This window comes from Micromonospora sp. WMMC250, assembly GCF_027460215.1.
Lineage (GTDB): Bacteria > Actinomycetota > Actinomycetes > Mycobacteriales > Micromonosporaceae > Micromonospora > Micromonospora taraxaci.
Map to the genome: position 1 here is coordinate 6,757,325 of NZ_JAPZBJ010000002.1, position 23,925 is coordinate 6,781,249.

Sequence of the window (23,925 nt, forward strand, 5' to 3'; positions counted from 1 at the left end):
ACCGAGCTGCGGATCATGCGGGGCCGGGAGTGGTCACGTCCGGTCCGGCCGGTGCGCCGGGAGGTGCTCAGCGCCCTTCCCGAGCACGAGGAGGGGCGTCCGCCGCTGCTCTTCGTGCCCGGTTTCGGGCACGGCGCGTGGGCGTTCGCCGAGCACTGGCTGGGTCACGCGGCGTCGCGGGGCTTCCCGGCGTACGCGGTGAGCCTGCGGGGACACGGGGCCAGCGAGCCGGCGCCGGAGGCGACGCTGCGGGCGTACACCCATGACGTGGTCCAGGTGGCCGCGAGCCTGCCACGGCAGACGGTGCTGGTGGGGCACGGCGCCGGGGCGCTGGTGGTGGCGCACGCGTTGGCCCGCTACCCGGCGCGGGGCGCGGTGTTGGTGGCACCCGTCTTCGGCGGTTGGGGAGTGCTGGGTGCGGCGCTGCGTCGTAACCCGGCGGGCACGGTGCCGGCGGTGTTCGGCGGGCCGTTGCGGCTCAACCGTGGGCAGTTGTTCAGCCGCGAGTTGCCGGACGAGGAGGCCCGACGGCACGTCGGACGGCTCGGTCGGGCCAGCCGTCGGGCGCAGTGGGCGCTGTTGGGGCAGCCGGAGCCCGAGCCGGCCGTGGGTGCGCCGCCGGTGCTGGTGTTGGGCAGCCCGGACGACCGGTTGGTGCCGGCGTCGACGTTGACGCGGGTGGCCCGCCAGTACGGTTCGGCCCCGCTGCTCTTTCCCGGCATGGGCCACGATCTGATGCTGGACGCGCGGTGGGCGGAACCGATCGACGCGATCCTGGACTGGTTGGAGAAGGAGCCGGCGGCGCACTGAGGCCGGCGATCAGCCGCTGGCCTGCTGGGCGGCCGGACTGCCGGCGGGGGTGGCGGGTCGGGGCACCCGTGCGTCCTCGGGGCCGCCGTCGGTGCTGGACAGGCGGCTGACCAGGGTGCCGCCCTCGTCCAGGGCGCGCAGGTAGGAGCGGGCCCAGGCCCGGATGTCGTGTTGCTGCAGGTGGGCGCGCATGGCCCGCATCCGCTGGGTGACGTCGTCCGGGCTGGCCCGGAGCGCCGCGCGGAGCCCCTGCTTGAGCCCTTCCAGGTCGTGCGGGTTGACCAGGTACGCCTGGGACAGCTCGGCGGCGGTGCCGGCGAACTCGCTGAGCAGCAGCGCACCGTCGTCGTCCACCCGGGCGGCCACGTACTCCTTGGCGACCAGGTTCATCCCGTCCCGCAGCGGGGTCACCGCCATCACGTCGGCGACCCGGTAGAGGGCGGCCAGCTCGGCCCGGTCGAAGGGCTGGGTGAGGTAGTGGATCGCCGGTTCGCCGACCCGGCCGAACTCGCCGTTGATCCGGCCCACCTCGCGCTCGATGCGCTCCCGCAGGATCTGGTACTGGCCGACGCGTTCCCGGCTCGGCATGGCGACCTGCACCAGTACGGTGTCGCGGACCTTGACGTCGCCGGTGGCGAGCAGCTCGCTGTACGCCTTGAGGCGCTGCTCGATGCCCTTGGTGTAGTCCATCCGGTCGACGCTGAGGATGACCTGCCGTGGGTCGCCGAGGTCCTGCCGGAGCCGGTGGGCGCGGGCGGCCACGTCCGGTCGGGCGGCCAGCGCGGCCATCTCGGCGGTGTCGATGGAGACCGGGAACGCGCCGATGCGGACGACCCGGTCGTCGATGCCGATGCGCCGGTCGGTCGCCGGGAGCTCCAGCACCTTGGTCACCAGTTGGGCGAAGTTGTGTGCCGCCTGGGCCCGTTGGAAGCCGACCAGGTCGGCGCCGAGCATGCCGCGCAGCAGCTCGGCCCGACGGGGTAGCTGCATGAACAGCTCCGGCGGCGGGAACGGCACGTGCAGGAAGAACCCGATGCGCAGGTCGGGGCGGAGAGCGCGCAGCAGGCCGGGGACCAGTTGCAGGTGGTAATCCTGCACCCAGACCACCGCGCCCGGCTCGGCCACCTGGGCGGTGGCCTCCGCGAACCGCTGGTTGACCCGCTGGTACGCCTCCCACCACCGCCGGTGGTGCTGCGGCTGCTCCACGGCGTCGTGGTAGAGCGGCCAGAGGGTGGCGTTGGCGAACCCCTCGTAGTGGTCGCGGAAATCTTCCGCGCTGAGCGCGACGGTGTGCATCCGGACGCCGTCCACGTCCGGCAGGGTGGGGGCGGGCCCGGTGCCGCCGGCCCAGCCGACCCAGGTTGCCGGTGTGTGTCGCAGGAGCGGGTGTAGCGCGCTGACCAGCCCACCCGGGCTGCGCCGCCACTCGCAGGCCCCGTCGGGGGCCTGACTGTCGTCGATGGGTAGGCGGTTGGCCACCAGCACGAGGGAACTCTGTCGCATCTCGGGCATTCCGATCAGCAGAGGACTGACCGCCACGAGCAAGGGAAAACCGGTCAGTCAGCGGGGGAAGTGACGTACAGCGGTATTCCTACTGACAGTAAGTTACACCACTGTTACGGCATCGGCGGGACGGTGCCGTCCCGGAATGCGGGCCCCGATCAGACGACGGCGCCGTTGTCCGGGTCGTCCTCGTCCTCGTCGCCGGGGCGCAACCGCCAGATCAGCGTGACGAAACCGGCCAGGATGCCGGTGAACCCGAACAGGGTGACCGCCGACCTGTCCACCGGGAGCAACCACGGGAAGAGGAAGAGCACGAACCCGATGACCACGCCGAGCACGCCGACCACCGCGTACTTGCTGACCCGCGGCAACGGTGGCGGTGGTGGCGGGTGGTAACCCTCGTTGTCGTCCTCGTCGTCGGGCAGGTCGGCGCCGAAGGTGTCCAGCCCGTCCAGCAGTGACGGCTCGTCCGGCCGGGCGCCACGGCCGACCGAGATCCCCGAGATGTCGGTCGCGGACGGCAGCCGGCGGACATCGGTGGCGGTCGGACCAGGCTCGTCGGACCCGGAGCGGGCCACCGGACCGGCCGTCGGCTCGTCCCGTTCCTCGACGTTCTCCGAAGCCGGCCACGGGTGGTCGTCCGTCGACGAGGTGGTGTGGAAGCCGGCCACGATCCGAGCCCACTCGGCGTCGATGTCCGGTTCGTCCCGGGCGGGCGGCTGCTCCGGGGCGCTCTCGTCGGAGAGTTGCGTCAGATAGTCCCGTGCGGTGGTCAGATGCGAACGGTCGACGTAGAGACGGTCGACCGGCCGAGCCGGAACCGTGGTGGTGCGGGTGACCGGGTTGAGGTCGGCGGAGGGCTGCAGGTAGGCGGCGATCCCGCCGGCGGCCAGCACGTCGAGCAGGTGCTCACCGACGCGCGGATCGACGTCGCCGACGACGGCGTACTCGTTCGCGTCGAGCCCGTTGTCCCGCCGTCCCCGGCGGGCCCCACCCGCTGACACCCGGACATCCCCCTTAACGCGCCTTCCGGCGCGGCCATCCCTGCCCCTCGACGCCCGACGGCACGCCGTGCTCTGAATCGTGACACGTCAGGGCATGGTTCCGGGAGTGCGTTGTGTCGCGTCTTCCAAAGTCACGGCTGCCGTCGCAGGTCGCGGCGGGCGTCGTTTGTCCGTTCTTGCGCGACGAGTGCTATCTCGATGAGGCTGGAAGCCGGAGCGACCGACGCGCGGGCGGAACCCAGCTGGGCTGCCCGCGAGTGTGAACGGAGAGGCGTGTGTGACTGCTGACGAGCACGAGGAACTCGACCTCCCACCGCGGTTCCAGAGTTTCGCCGAGCGTCACCATCTCGAGTACCGGCAGACCCCACCGGGAGTCGCGCTCTACCTGGGGGTCGGCGCGGTCCTCCTGGGGTTCCTGCTCAGCGTGGGCCCCGTGCAGCCCGGTGACCGCACCCTCGGTCAGGTGCTGCTGGGCGGTGGCGCGGTGCTCCTCGTCGCCTCGTGGGTGCTGCACCGGCGGATGCGACGGCGGGAGAAGGAGCTGTACCGCGAGTACCTACAGTGGAAGGAGCAGCAGGGTGAGTAGCCGGCCGCACCGAGGTTTGATCCACTCCGGTTCGGCGAACTCGGGGTATCCCAGCGTCAGGGATACCCCCACATTGGCGAAACCGAGTCGATCAAGCCCGCACTCGACGAGTGGGAAGTGGCTCGCCTCTGGGAGGATCACCTAGATGAATGTCGACCCGTTCACTCGGACGGGGCCGGACGGCATGGTCGCTTCGGCGGCCCGGCGGCGTCTGCGGGCTTGACGCGGTCGCGGGCACACCACGGGAAAGGACGCCGGTGCTCTACTGGCTGTTGAAGTACGTGCTCCTCGGTCCGCTGCTCAAGCTGATCTTCCGCCCACAGGTGGACGGGCTGCACCACGTGCCGGCGACCGGCCCGGTAATCCTGGCGAGCAACCACCTCTCCTTCTTCGACTCGATCTTCATTCCGTTGATCGTCTCGCGGAGGGTCACCTTCGTGGCCAAGGCGGAGTACTTCACCGGCAGGGGGATCAAGGGCCGGTTGATGAAGATGTTCTTCGTCGGCACCGGCACGATCCCGGTGGACCGCTCCGGCGGTCAGGCCGCCCGCGCCGCCCTGGACACCCAGTTGCGGGTGCTGCGCGCGCAGGGAGTGGCCGGCATCTACCCCGAGGGCACCCGATCACCGGACGGGCGGCTCTACCGGGGCAAGACCGGTGTGGCCCGGCTGGCCCTGGAGAGCGGCGCGGTGGTGGTGCCGGTGGCGATGCTCAACGCCGACGAACTCCAGCCGCCCGGTCGGCTCCTCCCGCGCGTCGGCCAGGTGCGGGTCCGCTTCGGCGCGCCCCTGGACTTCTCCCGCTACGCCGGGCTGGCCGGCGACCGGTTCGTCGAGCGCGCGGTCACCGACGAGGTCATGTACGAGGTGATGGAGCTCTCCGGTCGCGAGTACGTCGACATCTACGCGCAAAAACTCAAGACGCCGGCCGCCGCCTGAGGTGGCTCAGCGGCCGAGCCGCCTGAGGCCGGTCGGCGGCCGAGTTGCGTGAGACGGCTCAACACGCGACCGCCGGCCCGGTCGGGGTGATCGGTCGACCGGCCAGTGCGAGCAGGCCGGGGGCGTCGTTGCGCAACGCGAAGACGCGGACCTCGGCGAGGGTCTTCCGTGCGCCCGCCGGATCGCCGGCCCGGGTCAGCTCCGCCGCCGCGAACGCCAACGCCAGCACCCGGTCGCTCACGTCCGGGATCCGCCCGTAGGTCTCGGCGGCGGCCAGGTGCAGCTCGGCGGAGCGTTGGTGGTCGCCGTCCGCCGCCGCCAAAGCCGCCGTCACGGTCCGCAACGCCGCCTCCGACCAGGGCGTGCGGTGCCCGACCTGGCCGAGCATCGTGCGCACCCGTACCGCCGCGTCCCGACCGCTCAGAGCTGCGGCGTACGCGGCGGCGGCGATCCACTCCCCGCTGGCCAACGCCGGCACCGCCGACCAGCACCGGTCCAGCTCCTCGATCAGCTCCGCCGCCTCGGCCTCGCGCCCCTGCAACGCCCGGCACAGCGCGGCCATGCTCAGCATCGTCCAGTGCAGCCGGTGGAACCCGCTGCGCCGCGCGGTGTCCAGCGCGTCGGCCAGGTCGTCCGGATCGTCGTCGTCGCGCAACACCAGCAGACAGCAGCGCAACCCACGCACCTGCATGTCCCAACTGCCGGTGGGCGTGTCCACGAACGCCTCCGCCGCCGTGAGCAGCCGACCGAAGTCACCGTCGAACCAGGCACGCATCGCCTCGGCCGAATAGCTGGTGGTCAGGGTCTGACCGCTGGCGGTCCGCGCCGGCGCGGCCGAGAGCAGGGCGTTGGACCGCAGCCAGTCGCCCTCCTCACGGATCGCGTACGCGAGGTTCTGGGTGGCCCGGGGCAACGCCAGCAGTTGACCGGCCCGGGCGAACTCGACGATCGCGTGCAGCTCGTCCAGGCCCACCCGGTCCCCGGACTGGTAACGCGCCGTGGCCGCGGTGATCCGCGCGTTGGTGCGGGTCTCGGTCAGGCCCAACCGCTCGGCGATCTCCGCCGCCGTGTCCGCCGCCGCCACGGCCGGGTCCCGCTCGTAGTTGAGCATGTGCAACCGGCCCATCTCCGCGTACGCGTCCGCCTTCTGCGGACTGTCCGGCAACGGCTCGAACAGGTGCACCGCGCGGTCCAGGCAGGCCAACGCGTCACCACGGTCGGCGCGCAGCCAGGCGGCCTGACCGAGCAGCGTCCACGCCCGCGCGGCGCAGGCGTCGTCGCCGTGCGACAGCAACCGGTCGGCGAGCGTGTGCACCTGCTCCGCCCCACCCCCGGACAGGAACGCGTTGCCGTCCCGGTAGAACGAGATCTCGGTGCTCAACAACTCCAACTGGAGCCGACCCACCGGGTCGTCGTCGTCGGCCAGGCCGAGAGCCCGGCCCGCGTGGCTGGCCGCGGCGTCCAGCCCGTGCAGCGCGTACGCCCGGCGGGCCGCCCGATGCAGCGCCTGCCGCGCCGGCCCGGCGTAGCGCCGCACCTCCATGCCCAGCGACCGGGCGATCTCGTGGGCCGCCCAGCGGTGGTGGGCGAGCACCTCCGCCAGGTCGGTGTCGCGGGAGTGCGACAGCGCGTCCAGCCAGTCGGCGGCCCGCTCGTGCCGGGCCACCCGTTCGGTACGCGGCAACCGCTGGTAGCAGACGTCCCGGACCAGCACGTGACGGAACCGGAACTCCGCCTGCCCGGCCATCGTCGACGCCGACTGCTCGTGCACGAAGTCGCGCTGCTCCAACCGGCGCAGCGAGCGCTCGACCGACTCGACCGGCTGACCGAGCGCGGCGGCGACAGCGCCGGGCCAGAACTGCACCCCGACCACCGACGCGGCCAGCAGCACCGCGCGGTCCTTGGCGTCCAGCAGGTCCACCCGGTTGGCGATCACCGCGTGCACGCTCTCCGGCATGGTCAGCTCAAGGTGCTTGTCCAGCGACCACCCCCGCCCGGACTGCCGCAGCGCCCCCTGCTCGATCAACATCCGGACGTACTCGTGCGCGTAGAGCGGGTTGCCGCCGGCCACCTCGATCAGCGGGCTCAGCATGTCGGCGGAGAACGCGGCCTGGCCGAACAGGTGCGCGTACAGGGCCGCGATGCCGGTGTCGCGCAGGGGCGGCAGGGTGATGGTCACCGAGCCGGTGATCGTCCCGGCCCAGCTCGGATCCCGGTCGACCAGCTCCGGACGCGCCGTGCAGAGCAGCAGCAGCGGCACGTCGCGGGCCGCCGCCCCGAGCAGCTCCACGAAGCGCAGCATCGCGTCGTCGGCCCAGTGCAGATCCTCGAAGACCAGCACCGTGGGTCGTCGGGTGGCCAGCGCCAGCAGGAAGCGACGCCATGCCGACTCCGCCTCCTCGGCCGGCAGCGGCGTGCCGGGCAGCCCGACCAGCGGGCGCAACGCGTCCACCACCCGGTCCCGTTCACCCGGGCCGATCAGCTCGCTCACGGCGGTGGCCAGCCGCTGCGCGGCGCTGCCCGCCGGGTCGGTGTCGAGGATGCCCGCCTCGGACTTGACGATGTCGGCGAGCGCCGCGAAGGTGACGTTCTCGCCGAACGGCGGGCACCGGCCGGTCCGCCAGGTCAGCGGCTCGTCGACCAGCCGGCCGGTGTGCCGGTAGAGCTCCCGCAGCAGCCGGCTCTTGCCGATGCCGGCCCGGCCGAAGATCGTCACCACCTGCGGTCGACGGTCACGCAGCGACCTGTGCAACGCGTTGACGAGCATTCCCAGCTCGTGTTCGCGGTCGACCAACGGTGTGGTGTCCGGCTCCCGGTCGGTGGGCTGGCGACGCAGGGGGGAGAGCGCCAACCACACCTCGGTCGGCGACGACCGGCCGCGCAGGGTGACCGGGGGCTGTTCCTCGTAGCGGATCGCGTCCTTGGTGAGCGCATGGGTGGTGCCACAGACCAGCACGCCGCCGGGCGGGGCGACGGACTGCATCCGGGAGGCGGTGTTCACCACGTCGCCGGCAACGATCGCCTGCCCACCGTCGCGAGCGGCGGCGACGTCCACCAGCGCCTCGCCGGTGGCGACCCCGACCCGGAACCGCAACTCGGTGCTGCCGGTCGGCGCGAACCGGGTGAGCACCCGTTGCAGTTCGAGACCCGCCCGCACGCAGCGCAACGCGTCGGTCTCGGTGGCGATCGGGGCACCGAAGAGCGCCATCACCGCGTCCCCGATGTACTTCTCCACCACCCCGCCGTACTGACCGACGACGCGGCGGGCGGCGGAGAAGAAACCGGTCTGCATGCCCCGGACCTGCTCGGGGTCGGCACGCTCGACGTACGGCGTGAAGTCGATCAGGTCCACGAAGAGCACGCTCACCCGGCGGCGGTCCTCCTGCGGTTGGACCGGGGCCGGTCGTTCGGCGCCGGGTCGCGGCGACCCGCACGAGGTGCAGAACGTGACGTCCGAGGCGAGTGGGCGCAAGCAGTGTGGGCACACAGCCCCCAGCTCGGCGCCGCAGCCACCGCAGAAACGGTCTCCGTCGGCGGCCGTGCGTCCACAGCGTCCACACTGCGCGGCGATGACACCTCCCCCAGAGGCGAACAGGTCGACGCCGGAGGCGTCCCCTGCCGGGAATTATCGCCCTCGTCCGCCGCTGTCAGGTACCGGCCTGTTGGCTTGTGGACAGTCCACCAAGGGACCAGAGCGACTAGATTCAGGCGGCCAGATATCGAGCAGCGACCAGAGGGGGACAGGTCAATGGTGTACGTCAAGCTGGAGAGCGACTGGACCGACGGCAACGGGGTCAGCCACTCCGCAGGCGACTCGGTGGACGTCGACGCGGCCACGCTCGCCACGCTCCAGGCCGAGGGCATCGTCAGCGAGCAGTCGCACGGCCCGGGCGGCGACGGCAAGGGCCCGGACAAGTGGGCCGGGCCGGGCAGCTCCGGGGTGTGACCCCACGCCGGTGACGGATACGAACGGCCGGGTCGCCCACGGGCGGCCCGGCCGTTTCGCGTGTGTCAGTGGTGTCAGCGGTCGCTCATGCCGGCGCGGCGGCGCAGCGCGGCCACGTCGGTCACCACGATCCGACGCCCCTCGGTACGCAGCCAGCCGCGGCTGGCGAACGAACCGATCGCCTGGTTGACGCTCTGCCGGGAACCACCGGCCATCTCCGCCAACTGACTCTGGTTGAGCTCGATCGTGATCATCGGTGCCTGGCTCTCGCCGGCCAACCGGACCAGCGTCTTGGCCACCCGACCGGGTAGGTCGAGGAAGACATGGTCGGCGTTCTGCTCGGTGAGCCGGCGGATCAGCCCACCCAACGAGCGCATCACCGCGTCCAGGATGCGAGGGTTGGAGTGCACCAGCTCCATGAAGGCGCCCCTGGACAGTGCGAGCGCCGCACAGTCCTCGATGGCCTCGGCCGACGCGGACCGGGTCGACGCGTCGAGCAGGGAGACCTCACCGAGCACGTCGGGCGGTCGGATCACCGACAACACGGCCCGTTCGCCGGTCGGTGCGGTGCGGAAGACCGCCACCGCGCCGCGGCGCAGCACGATCAGTGACTCACCCGGGTCGTTCTCCACGAAGAGCAACTGGCCCTTGCGGTAGGTGCGCGGGACGGCGGCGGCGATGACACGCTGGCGTACCTCAGGCTCCAACCCGGCGAACATCTCGACACCCGTGAGCGCGTCACCCGGCTCCGGAAGGCGCATCTCCACGGCCCAACCCCTCCCCGGTCATGGACCACAAACTCGCTCACCGGGTGAACCTGATGGCCCTGACAAGGTGAACTGACACCGATTCGGCGTCCGGTAGCGGTACACATCAGATCATGACGGTCCGGTCGCTTGCTGTACACCCCTCGAAGCACTTCCGTGACCGTCGCGAGCTGGACCCCGCCGGGTACGGTCGCGCGGCGGTGGGCGAAGATGCCCGGAATGGTCTACCGCTACTTCTACGACTGCGAGTTCATCGAGGACGGCACCACCGTCGACCTCGTCTCGATCGGTGTCGTCGACGAGTACGGCCGCGAGTTCTACGCGGTCTCCACCGAGTTCGACGACTCCCGCGCCGTGCCCTGGGTCCGACGCAACGTGCTGGACAAGCTGCCCTCCCCGGCGGACCGGGCCTGGCGGTCACGTGAGCGCATCCGCGACGATCTGTACGACTTCCTGGTCGAGCCGATCCGGGACCGGCCGGGGGAGCAGTTGGAGCTGTGGGCCTGGTACGCCGCGTACGACCACGTGGTGCTCGCCCAGCTCTGGGGTGCGATGCCGGCGCTGCCCCGGGAGATCCCCCGCTACACCAAGGAGCTGCGGCAGCTCTGGGACGACAGGGGTCGGCCGACCCTGCCGGACGCGGACGCGGCCCGGCACGACGCCCTGGTCGACGCCCGGCACAACCTGGCCCGCTGGCGGGCGATGACGGCCCGCTGACCGCCGGTCGTACCTCCGTAGGTTTGACCGGTTCTGTCCCGGGCATCGGTTCGGCGAACCGAAGCGGAGGAGAGTGCCATGAGCAACGAGCCGACCAGCGCCGCAGAGTCCCGCGTCCGGATCACCGAGCTGGCTCGGGCGGCCCGGATCTGCATGCTCACCACGATCGCGCTGGACGGTCGGCAGGTGAGTCGGCCGATGGGGCTCCAGGAGGTCGAGTTCGACGGCGACCTCTGGTTCTTCGCCTACGCCGACTCGGCCAAGGTCCGCCAACTCCGGGTCAACCCGGAGGTCAACGTCGCCTTCTCCGACCAGAAGCACCACGCCTGGGTGTCGATCTCGGGGACCGCCACCGAGGGGTTCGACCGGGCTCGGGCCGAGCGGTTGTGGAGCCCGCTGCTCAAGGCCTGGTTCCCCGACGGGCTGGACACCCCCGGTCTCACGCTGATCAAGGTGCACGCCACCTCGGCCGAGTACTGGGACTCGCCGGGCAGCACGGTGGTCAACCTCCTCGGCTACGCGAAGGCGGCGGTCACCGGCCGGCCACCGAAGGCCGGCGAGAACCACGAGGTGACCTTCTGAGCCGGGTCGCCACCGGGGCGCGCTGTCGCCGTACCTGCGGGCCGACTACAGTTCGCAGTGACGGCCCGCCCCGGGCCGGCAACGGCGCCGATGGTCTGACCTGACACATACCCTGGGGCATATCGGGCTTTACCTGATGCTCCAGGAGGATGACGGATCATGCGTATCGGCGTGCTCACCGGCGGCGGCGACTGCCCAGGTCTCAATGCGGTCATCCGGGCGGTGGTCCGCAAGGGTGTCGCCACCTACGGTCACGAGTTCGTGGGCTTCCGGGACGGCTGGAAGGGCCCGCTGGAGGGTCTGTCCCGTCCGTTGGGCATCGCCGACGTTCGCGGCATCCTGCCCCGCGGCGGCACCATCCTCGGTTCGTCCCGCACCAACCCGTTCAAGATCGAGAACGGCGTCGAGCGGATCAAGGACAACCTCGCCGAGCAGGGCGTGGACGCCCTCATCGCGATCGGCGGCGAGGACACCCTCGGCGTGGCCACCAAGCTCTACGAGCTGGGCGTGCAGGTGGTCGGCGTCCCGAAGACGATCGACAACGACCTCGGCGCCACCGACTACACGTTCGGCTTCGACACCGCTGTCAACATCGCGATGGAGGCCATCGACCGCCTGCACACCACGGCGGAGAGCCACCACCGCACCCTGGTCGTCGAGGTCATGGGCCGGCACGCCGGCTGGATCGCCCTGCACGCCGGCCTGGCCGGCGGCGCCAACGTGATCCTGCTGCCCGAGCGGCAGTTCGACGTCGACCAGGTGGCCGGCTACGTCGAGAAGCGCTTCCAGCACCAGTACGCCCCGATCGTGGTCGTCGCCGAGGGCGCTCAGCCGCTGGACGGTCAGATGGTCCTCGCCAACCAGGAGCTGGACTCGTTCGGTCACGTCCGCCTCGGCGGCATCGGCCAGTGGCTCGCCGAGCAGCTGGAGGCCAAGACCGGCAAGGAGGCCCGCACCGTGGTGCTCGGCCACATCCAGCGCGGTGGCACCCCGACCGCCTTCGACCGGGTGCTCGCCACCCGCCTGGGCCTGCAGGCCATCGACGCGGTCAACGACGGCGACTGGGGCAAGATGGTCGCGATGCAGAGCACCGACATCGTCCGGGTGCCCCTCGCCGAGGCCACCCGCGAGCTGAAGACCGTGCCGCTGGAGCGGTACGCCGAGGCCGAGGTGTTCTTCGGCAGCTGATCGACAGTCGGCGGCGCGGCGGGCCTGCGGGTCCGCCGCGCCGCGACCCGACGCGAGGGGGTACGACCGAGATGTCAGCCGGGGTGCACACGGTCGCGGTGATCGGCGCGGGCAAGATCGGTGAGCTGATGCTCTCCGGGCTGCTGCGCTCGGGCTGGCCAGTGGACAATCTGCTGGCAACCGCCCGCCGGCCAGCTCGCGCCGAGGAGTTGACCGCCCGCTACGGCGTCCGGGTGGTCGACAACCTGACGGCGGTGGACGAGGCGGCGGTGCTCGCGATCTCGGTGAAGCCGCAGGATGCCGCCGCGCTGCTCGACGAGATCGGCCCCAAGGTCCCGGCCGACAAGCTCGTCATCTCGCTCTGCGCCGGCCTCCCCACCAGCTTCTTCAGCCGACGGCTACCCGACGGCACCCCGGTGGTCCGGGTGATGACCAACACCCCGGCGCTCGTCGACGAGGCGATGACCGCGATCTCGGCGGGCGCGCACGCCACCGGCGCCCACCTGGCGTTGGCCGAGGAGATGTTCAAGCCGCTCGGCCAGACGATCCGGGTGCCCGAGTCGCAGCAGGACGCGGTCACCGCGCTCTCCGGCTCCGGTCCGGCCTACTTCTACCTGCTGGTCGAGGCCATGATCGACGCGGGAATCCTGCTCGGGTTGCCCCGGCAGGTGGCGCACGAGTTGATCGTGCAGACCGCGATCGGTTCCGCGGTGATGCTGCGCGACTCCAGCGAGCACCCGGTGAAGCTCCGCGAGGCGGTCACCTCACCGGCCGGCACCACCATTTCCGCGATCCGCGAGTTGGAGAAGCACGGCGTACGCGCCGCGCTGCTCGCCGCGCTCGAAGCCGCCCGCGACCGGGCCCGCGAACTGGCAGCGCAGGCCGACTGAGGTTCTTCGCTGGCGGCGGGCCGATCTGGTGTTCCGGGCGCTCGGTGATGCCGGCGTTCTTCGCCGTGGCGACGAGCTGATCTGGAGTTCCGGGCGCTCGGTGGTGCCGCCCGGTTGGGCTCTTCGGGCACGGCGCGGGCGGTCGGGCGTTCCGGGCTCGTGGCGGGGCCGGGCGTGCCGCATACTGGCGCGGTGTTCACACTTGCCCAGGCCCGGCACCTGGTGGCCACGCTGCAACCGCGCGTCGACGAGTTGATCCGGGTCCGGGCCGACCTGGCCGAGCTGCGTGTCGACCTCGCCGACCACGGTGTCAGCGCCCTCGGCGGGCTGGCCGAGGTGAAAGGCCTGGAGGCCCGGCTGCACGCCGTCGTCGACGAGCTGCACCAGCACGACATCCAGGTCAAGGGCATCGCCCCGGTGCTGCTCGACTTCCCCGGCGAACGGGACGGCCGCGCGGTGCTCTGGTGCTGGCTCGAGGGCGATTCCGACGTGCGCTGGTACCACCGGGCCGAGTGCGGCTTCGCCGGCCGCCGCCCACTCTGACGCATCCGGCTTGCCGTTGCACCCGGCCGCGCTGCCGGCCTTGATCCACTCGCGTTCACGGAAAGCGCGGTATCCGAGCGCGGCGGACACCCCGGGTTCCTTGAACCCGCGTTGATCTAGCAGGGCGCGGCTCAGCCCGCCGCGCCCTGCCGCCGGCCTGTCCTGCCGCCGCGCCTTGATTGACTCGGGTTCGCCGAAAACGCGGTATCCGAGCGCGGGGATACCGCGATATCGGCGAACCCGAGTGGATCAAGCCCGTGCGGCTCGGACCGCCGCCGACTTTGACGCGGGTGAGGCCGGGTGGGGCTCAGCCAGCCGCCGGCTTCGGCGGGACCGGATCGGAGGCCTCGGCCACCGCGAACACCACGACGTTGTCCAGGTAGTGCCCACTCCGCCGGTCGAACGCACCCCCGCAGGTGACCAGGCGAAGCTCCGCGTTGGGCGTCGGGCCGTACACCACGGCGGTCGGGAACTGGTCCTTGCGGGTCCGCAGCGAGCCGGTCACCCGGAACACCAGCCGCTGCCCACCGCGCCACACCTCCACCGGGTCGCCGGGCCGCAGTTCGCCGAGTCGGGCGAAGACCGCCGGGCCGCGTCGCGAGTCCAGGTGGCCGGCGAGCACGGCCGGGCCGGTGTCGCCGGGTGCCGGACCGCCGCCGTACCAGCCGGCGATGTCGAAGTCGGCAGGCGGGATCAGCGCCCCGGCCTGGTCCAGGCCCAGCACCGTGAGCGTGGAGTCGACGCCGATGCGCGGTACGCGTACCCGAGTGGGTGGTCCCTGTGGGGTGGGCGCGGCGGCCGTCGACGGGCAGTCGTCGGTGCAGCCGGGGTGCCAGCTCGCCGCCGGCGGCGGCGGATCGCTGCCGGCCAGCCCGACCCCGGTGCCGGCGGCCAGGAAGACCGCTGCGCCGGCCGCGACCAGCGCGGCCAGCGGCACCCGGCGGTCGCGGTGCCGCCGGATCGACGGGCCCGGCCCGGCGCTCACCAGGTGGTGCGCCGCCGCCGACGCCAGAGCAGCAACGCCACCGCCCCGGCCGCCGCGGCCAGAGCGCCGGCCACCACTGGGTACGCGTCGAGCCCGGTCCGGGCGGTACCGCCGGCGCCGGTGTCCACCCCACCGGCGGGGACGACGGTGCCGCCCTCGGCGTCGCGGCGCAGCTCGGCGGTGAGCCCACCCTGCTTCGCGTCGAGCACCAGCAGTGAGTAGACAGCGCCGCCGGTGAGGCGCACCTCGGCATCGGTGCTCGGGCCACCGGCGCCGGTCAGCTTCAGCCGCCACCTGCCCGGCTCGACCTGCTGGTAGTCGGTCGTCGTCGCGAACTGGACACCGTCGGCGATCATCGGGCCGTCGGCGGCGGCCACGTCGAGCATCGGGGTACGCACGGACGCCTGCACGACCCGCACCTTGGCGCGGCCGTCGGTGGGGGCGCTGAGGTCGTCGTTGAGCACTCGCAGGCCGAGGTCGGCGTGGCGCCCGACACCGGCCACCGTGAAGGCGTCGCCGCTGGTCACCGCGACCTCGGTGGTGAGCACCGGGGGGTCGCTGGCGGGGGCGCCGGCCTCGCGCATCGCCACCGCGTACCGCCCGGGTGCCAGCTCCAGATAGTCGGAGACCACGCCATAGTCGACCCCGGGGAAGACCCTCGGTTTCGCGGCGCCGGGCGCGGCCAGGTAGACGTCGACGGCCGGGGTGTCGGGGGAGAGGTGGGCGAGCCGGACGTATCCGACGGTGTCCGCGCCCTTGGCGGCAGCGGCCGGAACCGGGGCGCCGATGGCAGCGAGGGCGGTGCCGAGCAGGAGCGCGCCGGTTCCGGCCAGCAGCCGGCGGGGCACGGTGCGGAGCGTGTGCATGTCGCCTCCGGAAGCACTTTCGGTGAGCGGACCACAACCCAGAGACAGGGTCCCGTTTACGGGACTGGGGCGCAAGTTGCCACGTCGATGTTTCTCCGTGCGGCGTCGATCAAACGGTGCCCACGCGATGATCGACTCTGTATCGGCGAGGTGGTGCCATCCCGTCGCCCGGACACCCCCACATCGCCGACCTGGAGACGATCACGCCGTCGGATCGACGAACCGGTGGCCGCCGAGCGACGGCAGGGCCGACGGGGGTGACCGCGCTCGATTATCCTCGGTCGATGCGGGATCGCCGGGTGGCGCTGGTGTGGGCGGCCTTCGTCGTCGTCGCGCTGGTGTCCTGTGTGCTCGTCCTGAACCGCCCGGACCGGCTCTCCGACCTGCACATCTACTACGGCGCGTTGTCCGATCTGCACGCTGGTCGGCCGCTGTACGAATACGAGGCGGCCAATGGTGGGCCGTTCACCTATCCGCCATTCGCCGCGCTCGTGCTCGGGCCGATCACCGTCGTGAGTGAGGGCGTACTCCAGGGGATCTGGCTCGTGGCGACGTGCGCGGCGGTGGTGGCCGTCGCCGGGGCGGTCGGTGTCGCGCTGACCACCCGGCAGTCCCGGCGACCGCTCGTCGTGGCGGTGGCGGCCACGGTGCTGATGCTCTCCGCGCCGGTGCAGAGCAATCTGCGCTTCGGCCAGGTCAGCATCTTCATCGTGTTGATGGCGCTGCTCGACGGGATGGGCCTGGTCCCGCCCCGGCTGCGCGGGATGCTGGTCGGGGTTGCCTCGGCGATCAAGCTGACCCCGTTGCTGTTCGTGGTCTACTTCCTCGCCACGGGCCGCTACCGCGACGCGGGCCGCGCGGTGGCGACGTTCCTGGCGTGCGCGGTGGTCGCCGGGATCGTGCTGCCCGCCGAGAGTTGGACGTACTGGACCGAGGCCATCCGGCAGACCTCACGGATCGGCAACCTGGCGTCGCTGGGCAACCAGTCGGTGCACGGGATGCTGCTGCGCGTCGGCGTGGACGAGGCGACGTTGCCGGTGCTCTGGGCCGGCCTGGTGGCCCTCGTCTGCGTGGCGGCGCTGCTGCGGGCGCGACAGTTGACGCGACAGGGCCGCCCCGGGCACGCGGCGGTGCTCGTCGGCTGCGCCACCGTCGCCGCGTCCCCGGTGTCCTGGACCCACCACCAGGTGTGGCCGGTGCTCGCGGCGATGCTGCTGATCGGCGCGTCCGGCGTCACGCAGCGGGCGGCCGGGGGAGCGCTGCTCGCCGCCATGGCCGTCTCGCTGGGCGCGGTCCTCGGCCCGGTGTCGACGCGGCCGGGGGTGCAGTTCCTCTTCGAGAACGCCCGCGCGATCGGCGTGGGCCTGCTGTGCCTTGTCGGCTTCGGTGGGGTCGCGGTCGCCGCCACCCGGGCCCACCGACGACCGGCGGGCGCGCGGGGCTGGTTGCGGGTGGGCGTGACGGCCACTGTGGCGGTCGCGTTCTTCGCCGTGCAGCCGTTGCCCGCCGGTGCGGATCCGACCTTCAAGGCGTACGCCCTCGACGACGTGGTCAACCCGCGATACTTCTTCGTCTGCCGTGGCCCGGTCGAATGCGCCGCCTACGGCACCGACGCGCCGGTCACCTTCGGCACCCGGGCCGAGAAGACCAAGGTGCGGGTCAACGGCGTGGTCTCCCCACAGGTGACCCGGCTGGAGTATTTCTCCGCCCCGGGCGGGCCGCCCCGGGCCATTCCGCTGCTCGACGCGTACCCGGGGAGCCGGACGTTCTCGTTCCGCTCGGCGAGCATGGCGCAGGGACGGCTCGTCGCGTACGCCTCGGACGGTCGACCGATCGCGAGCTACGACGAGGAACTCGCCGCCGCCCTCCGGGCGACCACCCGGTAGGCGATCGTCCGGCGGGCGGCGGTGGTGCTCAGCGGGTGGCGGCGGCCAGCGCGGCGCGCAGCTTTTCGGCGTCGCCCGGGGCCGGGTGCTGCCAGTCGGTCGGCGAGGCGGAGTAGAGCGTGCCGTACGCCGGGGTGTCAGGCTGGTAGCGCCATCCCTCGGCGAGGGAGCCCACGTCGACGGCGTCGTAGCCGATCCGGTCGAGGAAGGCCGTCACCTCGGCTTTCGCGGCCTCGTCGTCACCGGCGATGGCGAGGGCGCTGCGGTCGGCTGCGCCCGTCGGCCGGGCCAGCGCGCCCAGGCCCACGAAGTAGATGTTGTTGAAGACCTTGACCACCCGCGACTCCGGCAGGTGCTGCTGGAGCAACTCGCTGCTGGTGGTCTCGCCCGAGTCCAGCTCCGGGAAGTTCCCGTCACGCTGCGGGTAGTAGTTGTTGGTGTCGATGACGACCTTGCCGGCCAGTGGCTCCACGGGCACCGCGCGGTACGCCTTCAGTGGCACGCTGACCACCACCAGGTCACCCACCCGCGCCGCGTCCTCTGCGGTGCCGGCGCTGGCGTGCTCGCCGAGGCTGTCGACCAGGTCGGTGAGGGTCTCCGGACCCCGCGAGTTGCTCAGCACCACGTCGTAGCCGGCGTCGACGGCCAGCCGCGCCACGGTGCCGCCGATGTTGCCACTGCCGATCAGTCCCACAGTTGTCATGCTCGTTCCCAACTCCGTCCACCCGCGACGCATTCCCCACCGGCATGGTGGGTTATCGGGATTGTTCGGCCGTGCGGACTGCCGGGCATGCGCCGTCCCGCCGAGCTGGCGGCTCTGCCCGCGCCCGCGGGCCCGTCCTGCCCAACCTACTGCTCACGCTGGTCACCGACGGCGGCTCCGACGTGTTGATCAAGAGGCTCGCGTCAGCCCGGATCCCGTTTCTGACGCGAACGTCTTGATCAACTCACCTGGGGCTGGTCAGGCGGGGAGGGTCTTCTCGATGGCGGTGCGGAGCTCTTCGGCAGCGGGCTCGACCGACGGGGCGAACCGGGCGGCCACCGTGCCGTCCGGTGCGACCAGGAACTTCTCGAAGTTCCACCGGACGTCCCCGGTGTGCCCGTCGGCGTCCGATGTGTCCACGAGCGCGGCGTAGAGGGGGTGCCGGTTGGGGCCGTTGACGTCGACCTTCTCGGTCAGGGGGAAGGTGACCCCGTAGTTGACCTGGCAGAAGTCGCTGATCTCGGCGGAGCTGCCCGGCTCCTGCCCGGCGAACTGGTTGCACGGGACACCGAGCACCACCAGGCCGCGATCGGCGTAGGTCTCCGCGAGTTTCTGCAGGCCGGCGTACTGCGGGGTGAGGCCGCAGCGGGAGGCCACATTCACGACCAGCAACGCCCTGCCGCGGTAGCGGGCCAGGTCGGCGGGGCCGCCGCTGAGGGCGTCGATCGGGGTGTCGAAGACGGTCATGAGGGGAGGCTACGCGCCGGCCGCCGACGAGTCGGGACGGGCGCTCCATTCACCAGGAGAAATCGAAACATGGACATCTTGACGAATTGATGACGGTGTGAGTACGGTCTCACCATCTCTTTTGGAAAGTTTCCTAACAGTTCGGGAGACGCCGCATGAAAAGATCGCTCCGCCGGGCCCTCTGGGCCGGTGCCGTGGTCGCCGTGACCGTCGCAGCGGTGCCGATGACCACCGCGTTCGGCGCCGGCACGGTCACCACCACCTTCACCAAGGCGCAGGACTGGGGGACCGGTCACGAGACGAGGGTGACCGTCACCAACGGATCGAGTGCCGCCATCAGCACCTGGCGCATCGAGTTCGACCTACCGTCGGGCACCACCATCAGCAGCGCGTGGGACGCCGACGTCACCAGCAGCGGCAACCACTACGTCGCGGTCAAGAAGAGCTGGGCTGGCGGCATCGCCCCGGGCGCCTCGTTCAGCTGGGGCTACAACGGCACCGGCGCCTACAAGGCGCCGCTGAACTGCACCATCAACGGCGCGGCGTGCGGCGGCGGCACCACCCCGCCCACCACGACGCCGCCGACCACCACCCCACCGACCACGACGCCGCCCACCACCACCCCGCCGACCACGACCCCGCCGACCACGCCGCCGCCGAACACCGGTGGCAAGAAGGTCGTCGGCTACTTCGCCGAGTGGGGCGTCTACGGACGCAACTACCACGTCAAGAACATCCAGACCAGCGGGTCGGCGGCAAAGCTGACCCACATCCTGTACGCCTTCGGTAACACCACCGGCGGTCGCTGCTCCATCGGTGACAGCTACGCCGACTACGAGAAGGCGTACACGGCCGCGGACAGCGTGGACGGCGTCGCCGACACCTGGGACCAGCCGCTGCGCGGCAGCTTCAACCAGCTGCGCAAGCTCAAGCAGCTCAACCCGCACCTCAAGGTGATCTGGTCGTTCGGCGGTTGGACCTGGTCCGGCGGCTTCACCCAGGCCGCGCAGAACCCGGCCGCCTTCGCCGAGAGCTGCTACAACCTGGTCGAGGACCCGCGCTGGGCCGACGTCTTCGACGGCATCGACGTCGACTGGGAGTACCCCAACGCCTGCGGTCTGACCTGTGACAGCAGCGGCCCGAACGCGTTCAAGAACGTGATCAGCGCCCTGCGGTCGAAGTTCGGGTCCAGCGCCCTGGTCACCGCCGCCATCACCGCGGACGGCAGCAACGGCGGCAAGATCGACGCCACCGACTACGCCGGCGCGATCGGCAACCTCAACTGGCTGATGCCGATGACCTACGACTACTTCGGGGCCTTCGCCGCGCAGGGTCCGACGGCGCCGCACTCGCCGCTGACGTCGTACACCGGCATCCCGCAGCAGGGCTTCAACTCCGACGCCGCGATCCAGAAGCTCAAGAGCAAGGGCATCCCGGCCAACAAGCTGCTGCTCGGCATCGGCTTCTACGGCCGCGGCTGGACCGGCGTCACCCAGGCCGCACCGGGCGGCAGCGCCACCGGCGCGGCACCGGGCACCTACGAGGCGGGCATCGAGGACTACAAGGTCCTCAAGAACACCTGCCCGGCCACCGGCACGATCGCCGGCACCGCGTACGCCAAGTGCGGCAGCAACTGGTGGAGCTACGACACCCCGTCGACCATCAACGGCAAGATGACGTACGCGAACAACCAGGGCCTCGGTGGCGCGTTCTTCTGGGAGCTCTCCGGTGACACCACCAATGGCGAGCTCATCGGCGCCATCAAGGGCGGCCTCGGCTGAGCCGAGGGCCGACGCACCACCCACACGGCGGGGAGGGGCCCGCACCGTCCCTCCCCGCCCGTGACCCGACGGCCCGGTCGACGCCCAGCGTCGGCCGGGCCGCCGTCGTTGGGCCAACCCGGCTCGATGTGGCAGACTCCCGGCTCGGCAGGTCTCGATGGCACCGTCGACGGAGGTGGTCATGCGCTCGACCCACCGCAGGCTGGCGGCGACCGCCGCCGGGCTGGTGCTGGTGCCCGTCGTCCTGGGCGGCTGCGGCATCGGCGGTGACGCCGAGAAGGAGCCCGCCGCCAAGCCGGCGCGAGCCCCGGCCGAGGAGGCCGCCGCCCGCTCCCGTGAGCGCGTCCAGGCGTACCTCGACGCGATGACCGCGAAGGACGTCGCCGCCGGCCGGAGTCAGCTCTGCGCCCTCCTGCACGACGGCTTCGACCTGGGCGCCACCGGCCCCAATGGTGACTTCGCCGACCACTTCCAGGTGCCCGAGGCGGCCATCACCGACATCCGGTCCGGTCCGTTCGGGCAGGAGGTCAGCGTGTCGGTCTCGGTCACCTCCGGTAAGCGCACCGTCGCCCGTCCGCTGGTGTTCACCGTCACCCGGGACGGCGGCGACTGGTGCATCGCCGGGGAGGCGCCGGGGAAGACGTCGGTCGCCAGCCCGACGCCGGGCGGTGCCGTCCTCACGCCCCCGTCCTGACCAGCGCCCGGCGGATTGATCTCCCACCTGCCGGAACCGTCCCCCTCGCCGCCCGGTCACCCCGACCGTCGCCGTACGCTTTCTGTCATGCGCCATGAGTGGCACCAGCTGAGCCATCCCGGGGTGGGCAGCCCCGGTCTGCAGACCAGCCGACCGACAGTCGACTCCGCCGAGGACGCCGCGCTCGGCCTGGACCGATGGCGGGAGTTGCCCCGCGAGCAGGTCCCGCCGTGGTCCGACCCGGCCGCCGTCGCCGAGGTCTGCAAGGTCCTCGACACGGTGCCGTCGGTCGTCGCGCCCTACGAGGTGGACCAGCTCCGGCAGAAGCTCGCCCTGGTCTGCGAGGGCAAGGCGTTCCTGCTGCAGGGCGGTGACTGCGCCGAGACGTTCGCCGACAACACCGAGAGCCACCTGCTGGCGAACGCCCGCACCCTGCTCCAGATGGCGATCGTGCTCACCTACGGCGCGTCCCTGCCGGTGGTCAAGGTCGCCCGGGTCGCAGGGCAGTACACCAAGCCCCGCTCGCTGCCCACCGACGCGCGCGGCCTGCCCGCGTACCGGGGCGACATGATCAACTCGCTGGAGGCCGATCCGGCCGCCCGGGTCGCCGACCCGCAGCGCATGATCCGGGCGTACGCCAACTCGGCGGCGGCGATGAACATGCTCCGGGCGTACCTCGCCGGCGGGCTCGCCGACCTGCACGCGGTGCACGACTGGAACAAGGGCTTCGTGAAGAACTCCCCGGCGGGGGAGCGCTACGAGGCGATCGCCCGGGAGATCGACAGGGCTCTGGCGTTCATCAGGGCCTGCGGCATGACCGACGACGAGGCGCTGCGGACGGTCACGCTCTACTGCTCCCACGAGGCGCTCGCCCTGGAGTACGACCGGGCGCTCACCCGGGTCTCCGACCGTCGGGCGTACGGGCTCTCCGGGCACTTCCTCTGGATCGGCGAGCGCACCCGGCAGATCAGCGGCGCACACATCGACTTCATCTCCCGGATCGCCAACCCGATCGGCGTCAAGCTCGGCCCGAGCACGTCCCCGGACGAGGCGATCGAGCTGTGCGAGAAGCTCAACCCGGACAACATCCCCGGCCGGCTCACCCTGATCAGCCGGATGGGCAACCACCGGGTGCGCGACGCCCTGCCGCCGATCGTCGCCAAGGTCACCGCCGCCGGTGCCAAGGTCGTCTGGCAGTGCGACCCGATGCACGGCAACACGCACGAGTCGTCCAACGGTTACAAGACCCGGCACTTCGACCGCATCGTCGACGAGGTGCTCGGCTACTTCGAGGTCCACCGAGGGCTGGACACCCACCCGGGTGGCCTGCACGTCGAGTTGACCGGCGAGGACGTCACCGAGTGCCTCGGCGGCGCCCAGGGCATCGAGGACCTCGACCTGCCCGACCGCTACGAGACCGCCTGCGACCCGCGTCTGAACACCCAGCAGTCGTTGGAGTTGGCCTTCCTGGTGGCGGAGATGCTCCGCGGCTGACGCGAGGAGTGAGCTTGCGAGCCCCGCAGTCGGCGGCCGAAAGAATGACAGTGGCTGACGCGAGGAGTGAGCGTGCGAGCCCCGCAGTCGGCGGCCAAAAGAATGACAGCGGCTGACGCGAGGAGTGAGCGTGCGAGCCCCGCAGCCGGCGGCCGAAAGAATGACAGTGGCTGAGGGTACGGACCCTCCGTCGGCAGCCGAGAAGAAATGACCGTGGCCAGGTGTGCGAGACCCGCAACCGGCGGTCGAAAGGATGACAGTGGCAGACCAGTTCGTGGACCTGCGGTCCGACACGGTGACCCGGCCGACCGCCGGGATGCGGGAGGCGATGGCCACCGCAGAGGTCGGTGACGACGTCTACGGCGAGGATCCGACGGTCAACGCCCTCGAAGCCGAGGTCGCCGCCCTGTTCGGGCACGAGGCGGCGCTGTTCGCCCCGAGCGGGTCGATGGCCAACCAGATCGCCCTGCAACTGCTGGTTTCGCCGGGCGACGAGCTGCTCTGCGACGCGGACGCGCACGTGGTCACGTACGAGATCGGGGCTGCCGCCGCATACGGCGGGATCTCCTCACGGACCTGGCCCACCGCCGGCGCGGACATCGACCCGGAGACGGTGGCCGGGATGATCCGGCCGGACGGCTTCTTCGCTGTTCCGACCCGCGCGATCGCCGTCGAGCAGACCCACAACCGGGGCGGCGGCGGGGTGATTCCGCTGAGCACCCTGCGGGATCTGCGTGCGGTCGCCGACGACGCGGGTGTGGCGCTGCACTGCGACGGTGCCCGGATCTGGCACGCGCACGTCGCTGACGGTGTGCCCCTGATCGAGTACGGCCGGCTCTTCGACACGCTGTCGGTGTGTTTGTCCAAGGGGCTCGGCGCGCCGGTCGGCTCGCTGGTGGTCGGCAGCGCCGACAAGATCGAACGAGCCCGACTGATCCGTAAGCGGATGGGCGGCGGTATGCGTCAGGCCGGCGTCCTCGCCGCGGCCGGCCGGTACGCGCTCGCGCACCACGTCGACCGACTGGCCGACGACCACGCCAAGGCGTCCCGGCTGGCCGAGGCGGTTGCGCCGTTCGGCGTGCTGGCCACCACGGTTCGCACCAACCTGGTCGCGCTGGACCTGACCAAGCACGCCCTGGACGCGCGTGCCCTGGCCGCCGTCGCGCGGGCCGGGGGCGTACTCATCTCGGTGCTCGGCCCTCGTACCGCCCGCCTGGTCACCCACCTGGGCGTCAGCGACGCGGACATCGACCGCGCGGTCGAAGCCCTACCCCGCATCCTGACGGCGTCCTGAC

At 71.6% G+C, this 23,925-nt stretch carries 22 protein-coding genes; 14 read left to right on the top strand and 8 right to left on the bottom strand.

Annotation, left to right across the window (positions count from 1 at the left end):
* Window positions 1–15 precede the first annotated feature (15 nt).
* On the top strand, window positions 16–810 hold the full coding sequence (locus O3438_RS30805) for an alpha/beta hydrolase (protein ID WP_269683812.1): 795 nt from the start codon (window positions 16–18) through the stop codon (window positions 808–810).
* Window positions 811–819: 9 nt separating this feature from the next.
* Here O3438_RS30805 and O3438_RS30810 read toward each other — a convergent pair whose 3' ends face one another.
* Window positions 820–2,313 carry an alpha,alpha-trehalose-phosphate synthase (UDP-forming) gene (locus O3438_RS30810; RefSeq protein ID WP_269683813.1) on the bottom strand — a complete coding sequence of 498 codons (1,494 nt, stop codon included), beginning with the start codon at window positions 2,311–2,313 and terminating at the stop codon, window positions 820–822.
* Window positions 2,314–2,471: 158 nt separating this feature from the next.
* Entirely contained in the window at window positions 2,472–3,317 is an 846-nt protein-coding gene (locus O3438_RS30815) for a DUF308 domain-containing protein (protein ID WP_269683035.1), read from the bottom strand.
* A gap of 277 nt (window positions 3,318–3,594) precedes the next feature.
* Between O3438_RS30815 and O3438_RS30820 the strand changes: the two genes are divergently transcribed.
* Together O3438_RS30820 and O3438_RS30825 are read left to right on the top strand one after the other, a co-directional pair.
* Window positions 3,595–3,903, top strand: a complete 309-nt coding sequence (locus O3438_RS30820) for a hypothetical protein (protein ID WP_269683036.1) — start codon at window positions 3,595–3,597, stop codon at window positions 3,901–3,903.
* Between the two features lie 257 nt (window positions 3,904–4,160).
* On the top strand, window positions 4,161–4,841 hold the full coding sequence (locus O3438_RS30825) for a lysophospholipid acyltransferase family protein (RefSeq protein ID WP_269683037.1): 681 nt from the start codon (window positions 4,161–4,163) through the stop codon (window positions 4,839–4,841).
* A 58-nt stretch (window positions 4,842–4,899) separates the two neighbouring features.
* Here the strand turns inward: O3438_RS30825 and O3438_RS30830 are convergent, their stop codons facing one another.
* Entirely contained in the window at window positions 4,900–8,436 is a 3,537-nt protein-coding gene (locus O3438_RS30830; RefSeq protein ID WP_269683814.1) for an adenylate/guanylate cyclase domain-containing protein, read from the bottom strand.
* Window positions 8,437–8,589: 153 nt separating this feature from the next.
* Here O3438_RS30830 and O3438_RS30835 point away from each other — a divergent pair, with 153 nt between their 5' ends.
* On the top strand, window positions 8,590–8,787 hold the full coding sequence (locus O3438_RS30835) for a hypothetical protein (protein WP_088949427.1): 198 nt from the start codon (window positions 8,590–8,592) through the stop codon (window positions 8,785–8,787).
* Window positions 8,788–8,861: 74 nt separating this feature from the next.
* On the opposite strand, the gene O3438_RS30840 is transcribed toward O3438_RS30835, so the two are convergent.
* On the bottom strand, window positions 8,862–9,554 hold the full coding sequence (locus O3438_RS30840) for a Crp/Fnr family transcriptional regulator (RefSeq protein WP_088988366.1): 693 nt from the start codon (window positions 9,552–9,554) through the stop codon (window positions 8,862–8,864).
* Between the two features lie 219 nt (window positions 9,555–9,773).
* On the opposite strand from O3438_RS30840, the gene O3438_RS30845 reads away from it, so the two are divergent.
* The 5 genes from O3438_RS30845 (at window position 9,774) to O3438_RS30865 (ending at window position 13,474) form a co-directional block, all read left to right on the top strand.
* Window positions 9,774–10,271: a polyadenylate-specific 3'-exoribonuclease AS gene (locus O3438_RS30845; RefSeq protein ID WP_269683815.1), complete on the top strand. Its 498-nt coding sequence runs from the start codon at window positions 9,774–9,776 to the stop codon at window positions 10,269–10,271.
* A 78-nt stretch (window positions 10,272–10,349) separates the two neighbouring features.
* Window positions 10,350–10,853 carry a pyridoxamine 5'-phosphate oxidase family protein gene (locus O3438_RS30850; RefSeq protein ID WP_088988368.1) on the top strand — a complete coding sequence of 168 codons (504 nt, stop codon included), beginning with the start codon at window positions 10,350–10,352 and terminating at the stop codon, window positions 10,851–10,853.
* 159 nt (window positions 10,854–11,012) lie between these two features.
* The gene (locus O3438_RS30855; protein WP_203151341.1) at window positions 11,013–12,041 is read left to right on the top strand and encodes a 6-phosphofructokinase; all 1,029 of its coding nucleotides are present in this window, start codon (window positions 11,013–11,015) and stop codon (window positions 12,039–12,041) included.
* Window positions 12,042–12,112: 71 nt separating this feature from the next.
* On the top strand, window positions 12,113–12,931 hold the full coding sequence (gene proC, locus O3438_RS30860) for a pyrroline-5-carboxylate reductase (RefSeq protein WP_269683038.1): 819 nt from the start codon (window positions 12,113–12,115) through the stop codon (window positions 12,929–12,931).
* Between the two features lie 192 nt (window positions 12,932–13,123).
* Entirely contained in the window at window positions 13,124–13,474 is a 351-nt protein-coding gene (locus O3438_RS30865; RefSeq protein ID WP_269683039.1) for a DUF2203 domain-containing protein, read from the top strand.
* Between the two features lie 307 nt (window positions 13,475–13,781).
* Here the strand turns inward: O3438_RS30865 and O3438_RS30870 are convergent, their stop codons facing one another.
* Complete coding sequence (locus O3438_RS30870) at window positions 13,782–14,459, bottom strand: class F sortase (RefSeq protein ID WP_269683040.1); 678 nt, start codon at window positions 14,457–14,459, stop codon at window positions 13,782–13,784.
* A complete protein-coding gene (locus O3438_RS30875) occupies window positions 14,456–15,325 on the bottom strand; it encodes a DUF4397 domain-containing protein (protein ID WP_269683041.1) in 870 nt (289 codons plus the stop codon). Before O3438_RS30875 ends, O3438_RS30870 begins: the two co-directional genes overlap by 4 nt.
* Window positions 15,326–15,609: 284 nt before the next feature.
* Between O3438_RS30875 and O3438_RS30880 the strand changes: the two genes are divergently transcribed.
* Window positions 15,610–17,211 carry a glycosyltransferase 87 family protein gene (locus O3438_RS30880; protein ID WP_269683042.1) on the top strand — a complete coding sequence of 534 codons (1,602 nt, stop codon included), beginning with the start codon at window positions 15,610–15,612 and terminating at the stop codon, window positions 17,209–17,211.
* Window positions 17,212–17,239: 28 nt separating this feature from the next.
* Here O3438_RS30880 and O3438_RS30885 read toward each other — a convergent pair whose 3' ends face one another.
* Window positions 17,240–17,914: an NADPH-dependent F420 reductase gene (locus O3438_RS30885; RefSeq protein WP_269683043.1), complete on the bottom strand. Its 675-nt coding sequence runs from the start codon at window positions 17,912–17,914 to the stop codon at window positions 17,240–17,242.
* 258 nt (window positions 17,915–18,172) lie between these two features.
* A complete protein-coding gene (locus O3438_RS30890; RefSeq protein ID WP_269683044.1) occupies window positions 18,173–18,661 on the bottom strand; it encodes a glutathione peroxidase in 489 nt (162 codons plus the stop codon).
* Between the two features lie 155 nt (window positions 18,662–18,816).
* On the opposite strand from O3438_RS30890, the gene O3438_RS30895 reads away from it, so the two are divergent.
* The 4 genes from O3438_RS30895 (at window position 18,817) to O3438_RS30910 (ending at window position 23,924) form a co-directional block, all read left to right on the top strand.
* The gene (locus O3438_RS30895; RefSeq protein WP_269683045.1) at window positions 18,817–20,442 is read left to right on the top strand and encodes a glycosyl hydrolase family 18 protein; all 1,626 of its coding nucleotides are present in this window, start codon (window positions 18,817–18,819) and stop codon (window positions 20,440–20,442) included.
* A gap of 181 nt (window positions 20,443–20,623) precedes the next feature.
* Complete coding sequence (locus O3438_RS30900; RefSeq protein WP_269683046.1) at window positions 20,624–21,136, top strand: hypothetical protein; 513 nt, start codon at window positions 20,624–20,626, stop codon at window positions 21,134–21,136.
* Window positions 21,137–21,223: 87 nt separating this feature from the next.
* Window positions 21,224–22,630: a class II 3-deoxy-7-phosphoheptulonate synthase gene (locus tag O3438_RS30905; RefSeq protein WP_088988377.1), complete on the top strand. Its 1,407-nt coding sequence runs from the start codon at window positions 21,224–21,226 to the stop codon at window positions 22,628–22,630.
* Between the two features lie 259 nt (window positions 22,631–22,889).
* Entirely contained in the window at window positions 22,890–23,924 is a 1,035-nt protein-coding gene (locus O3438_RS30910; RefSeq protein ID WP_269683047.1) for a threonine aldolase family protein, read from the top strand.
* The last annotated feature ends 1 nt before the right edge of the window (window position 23,925 follow it).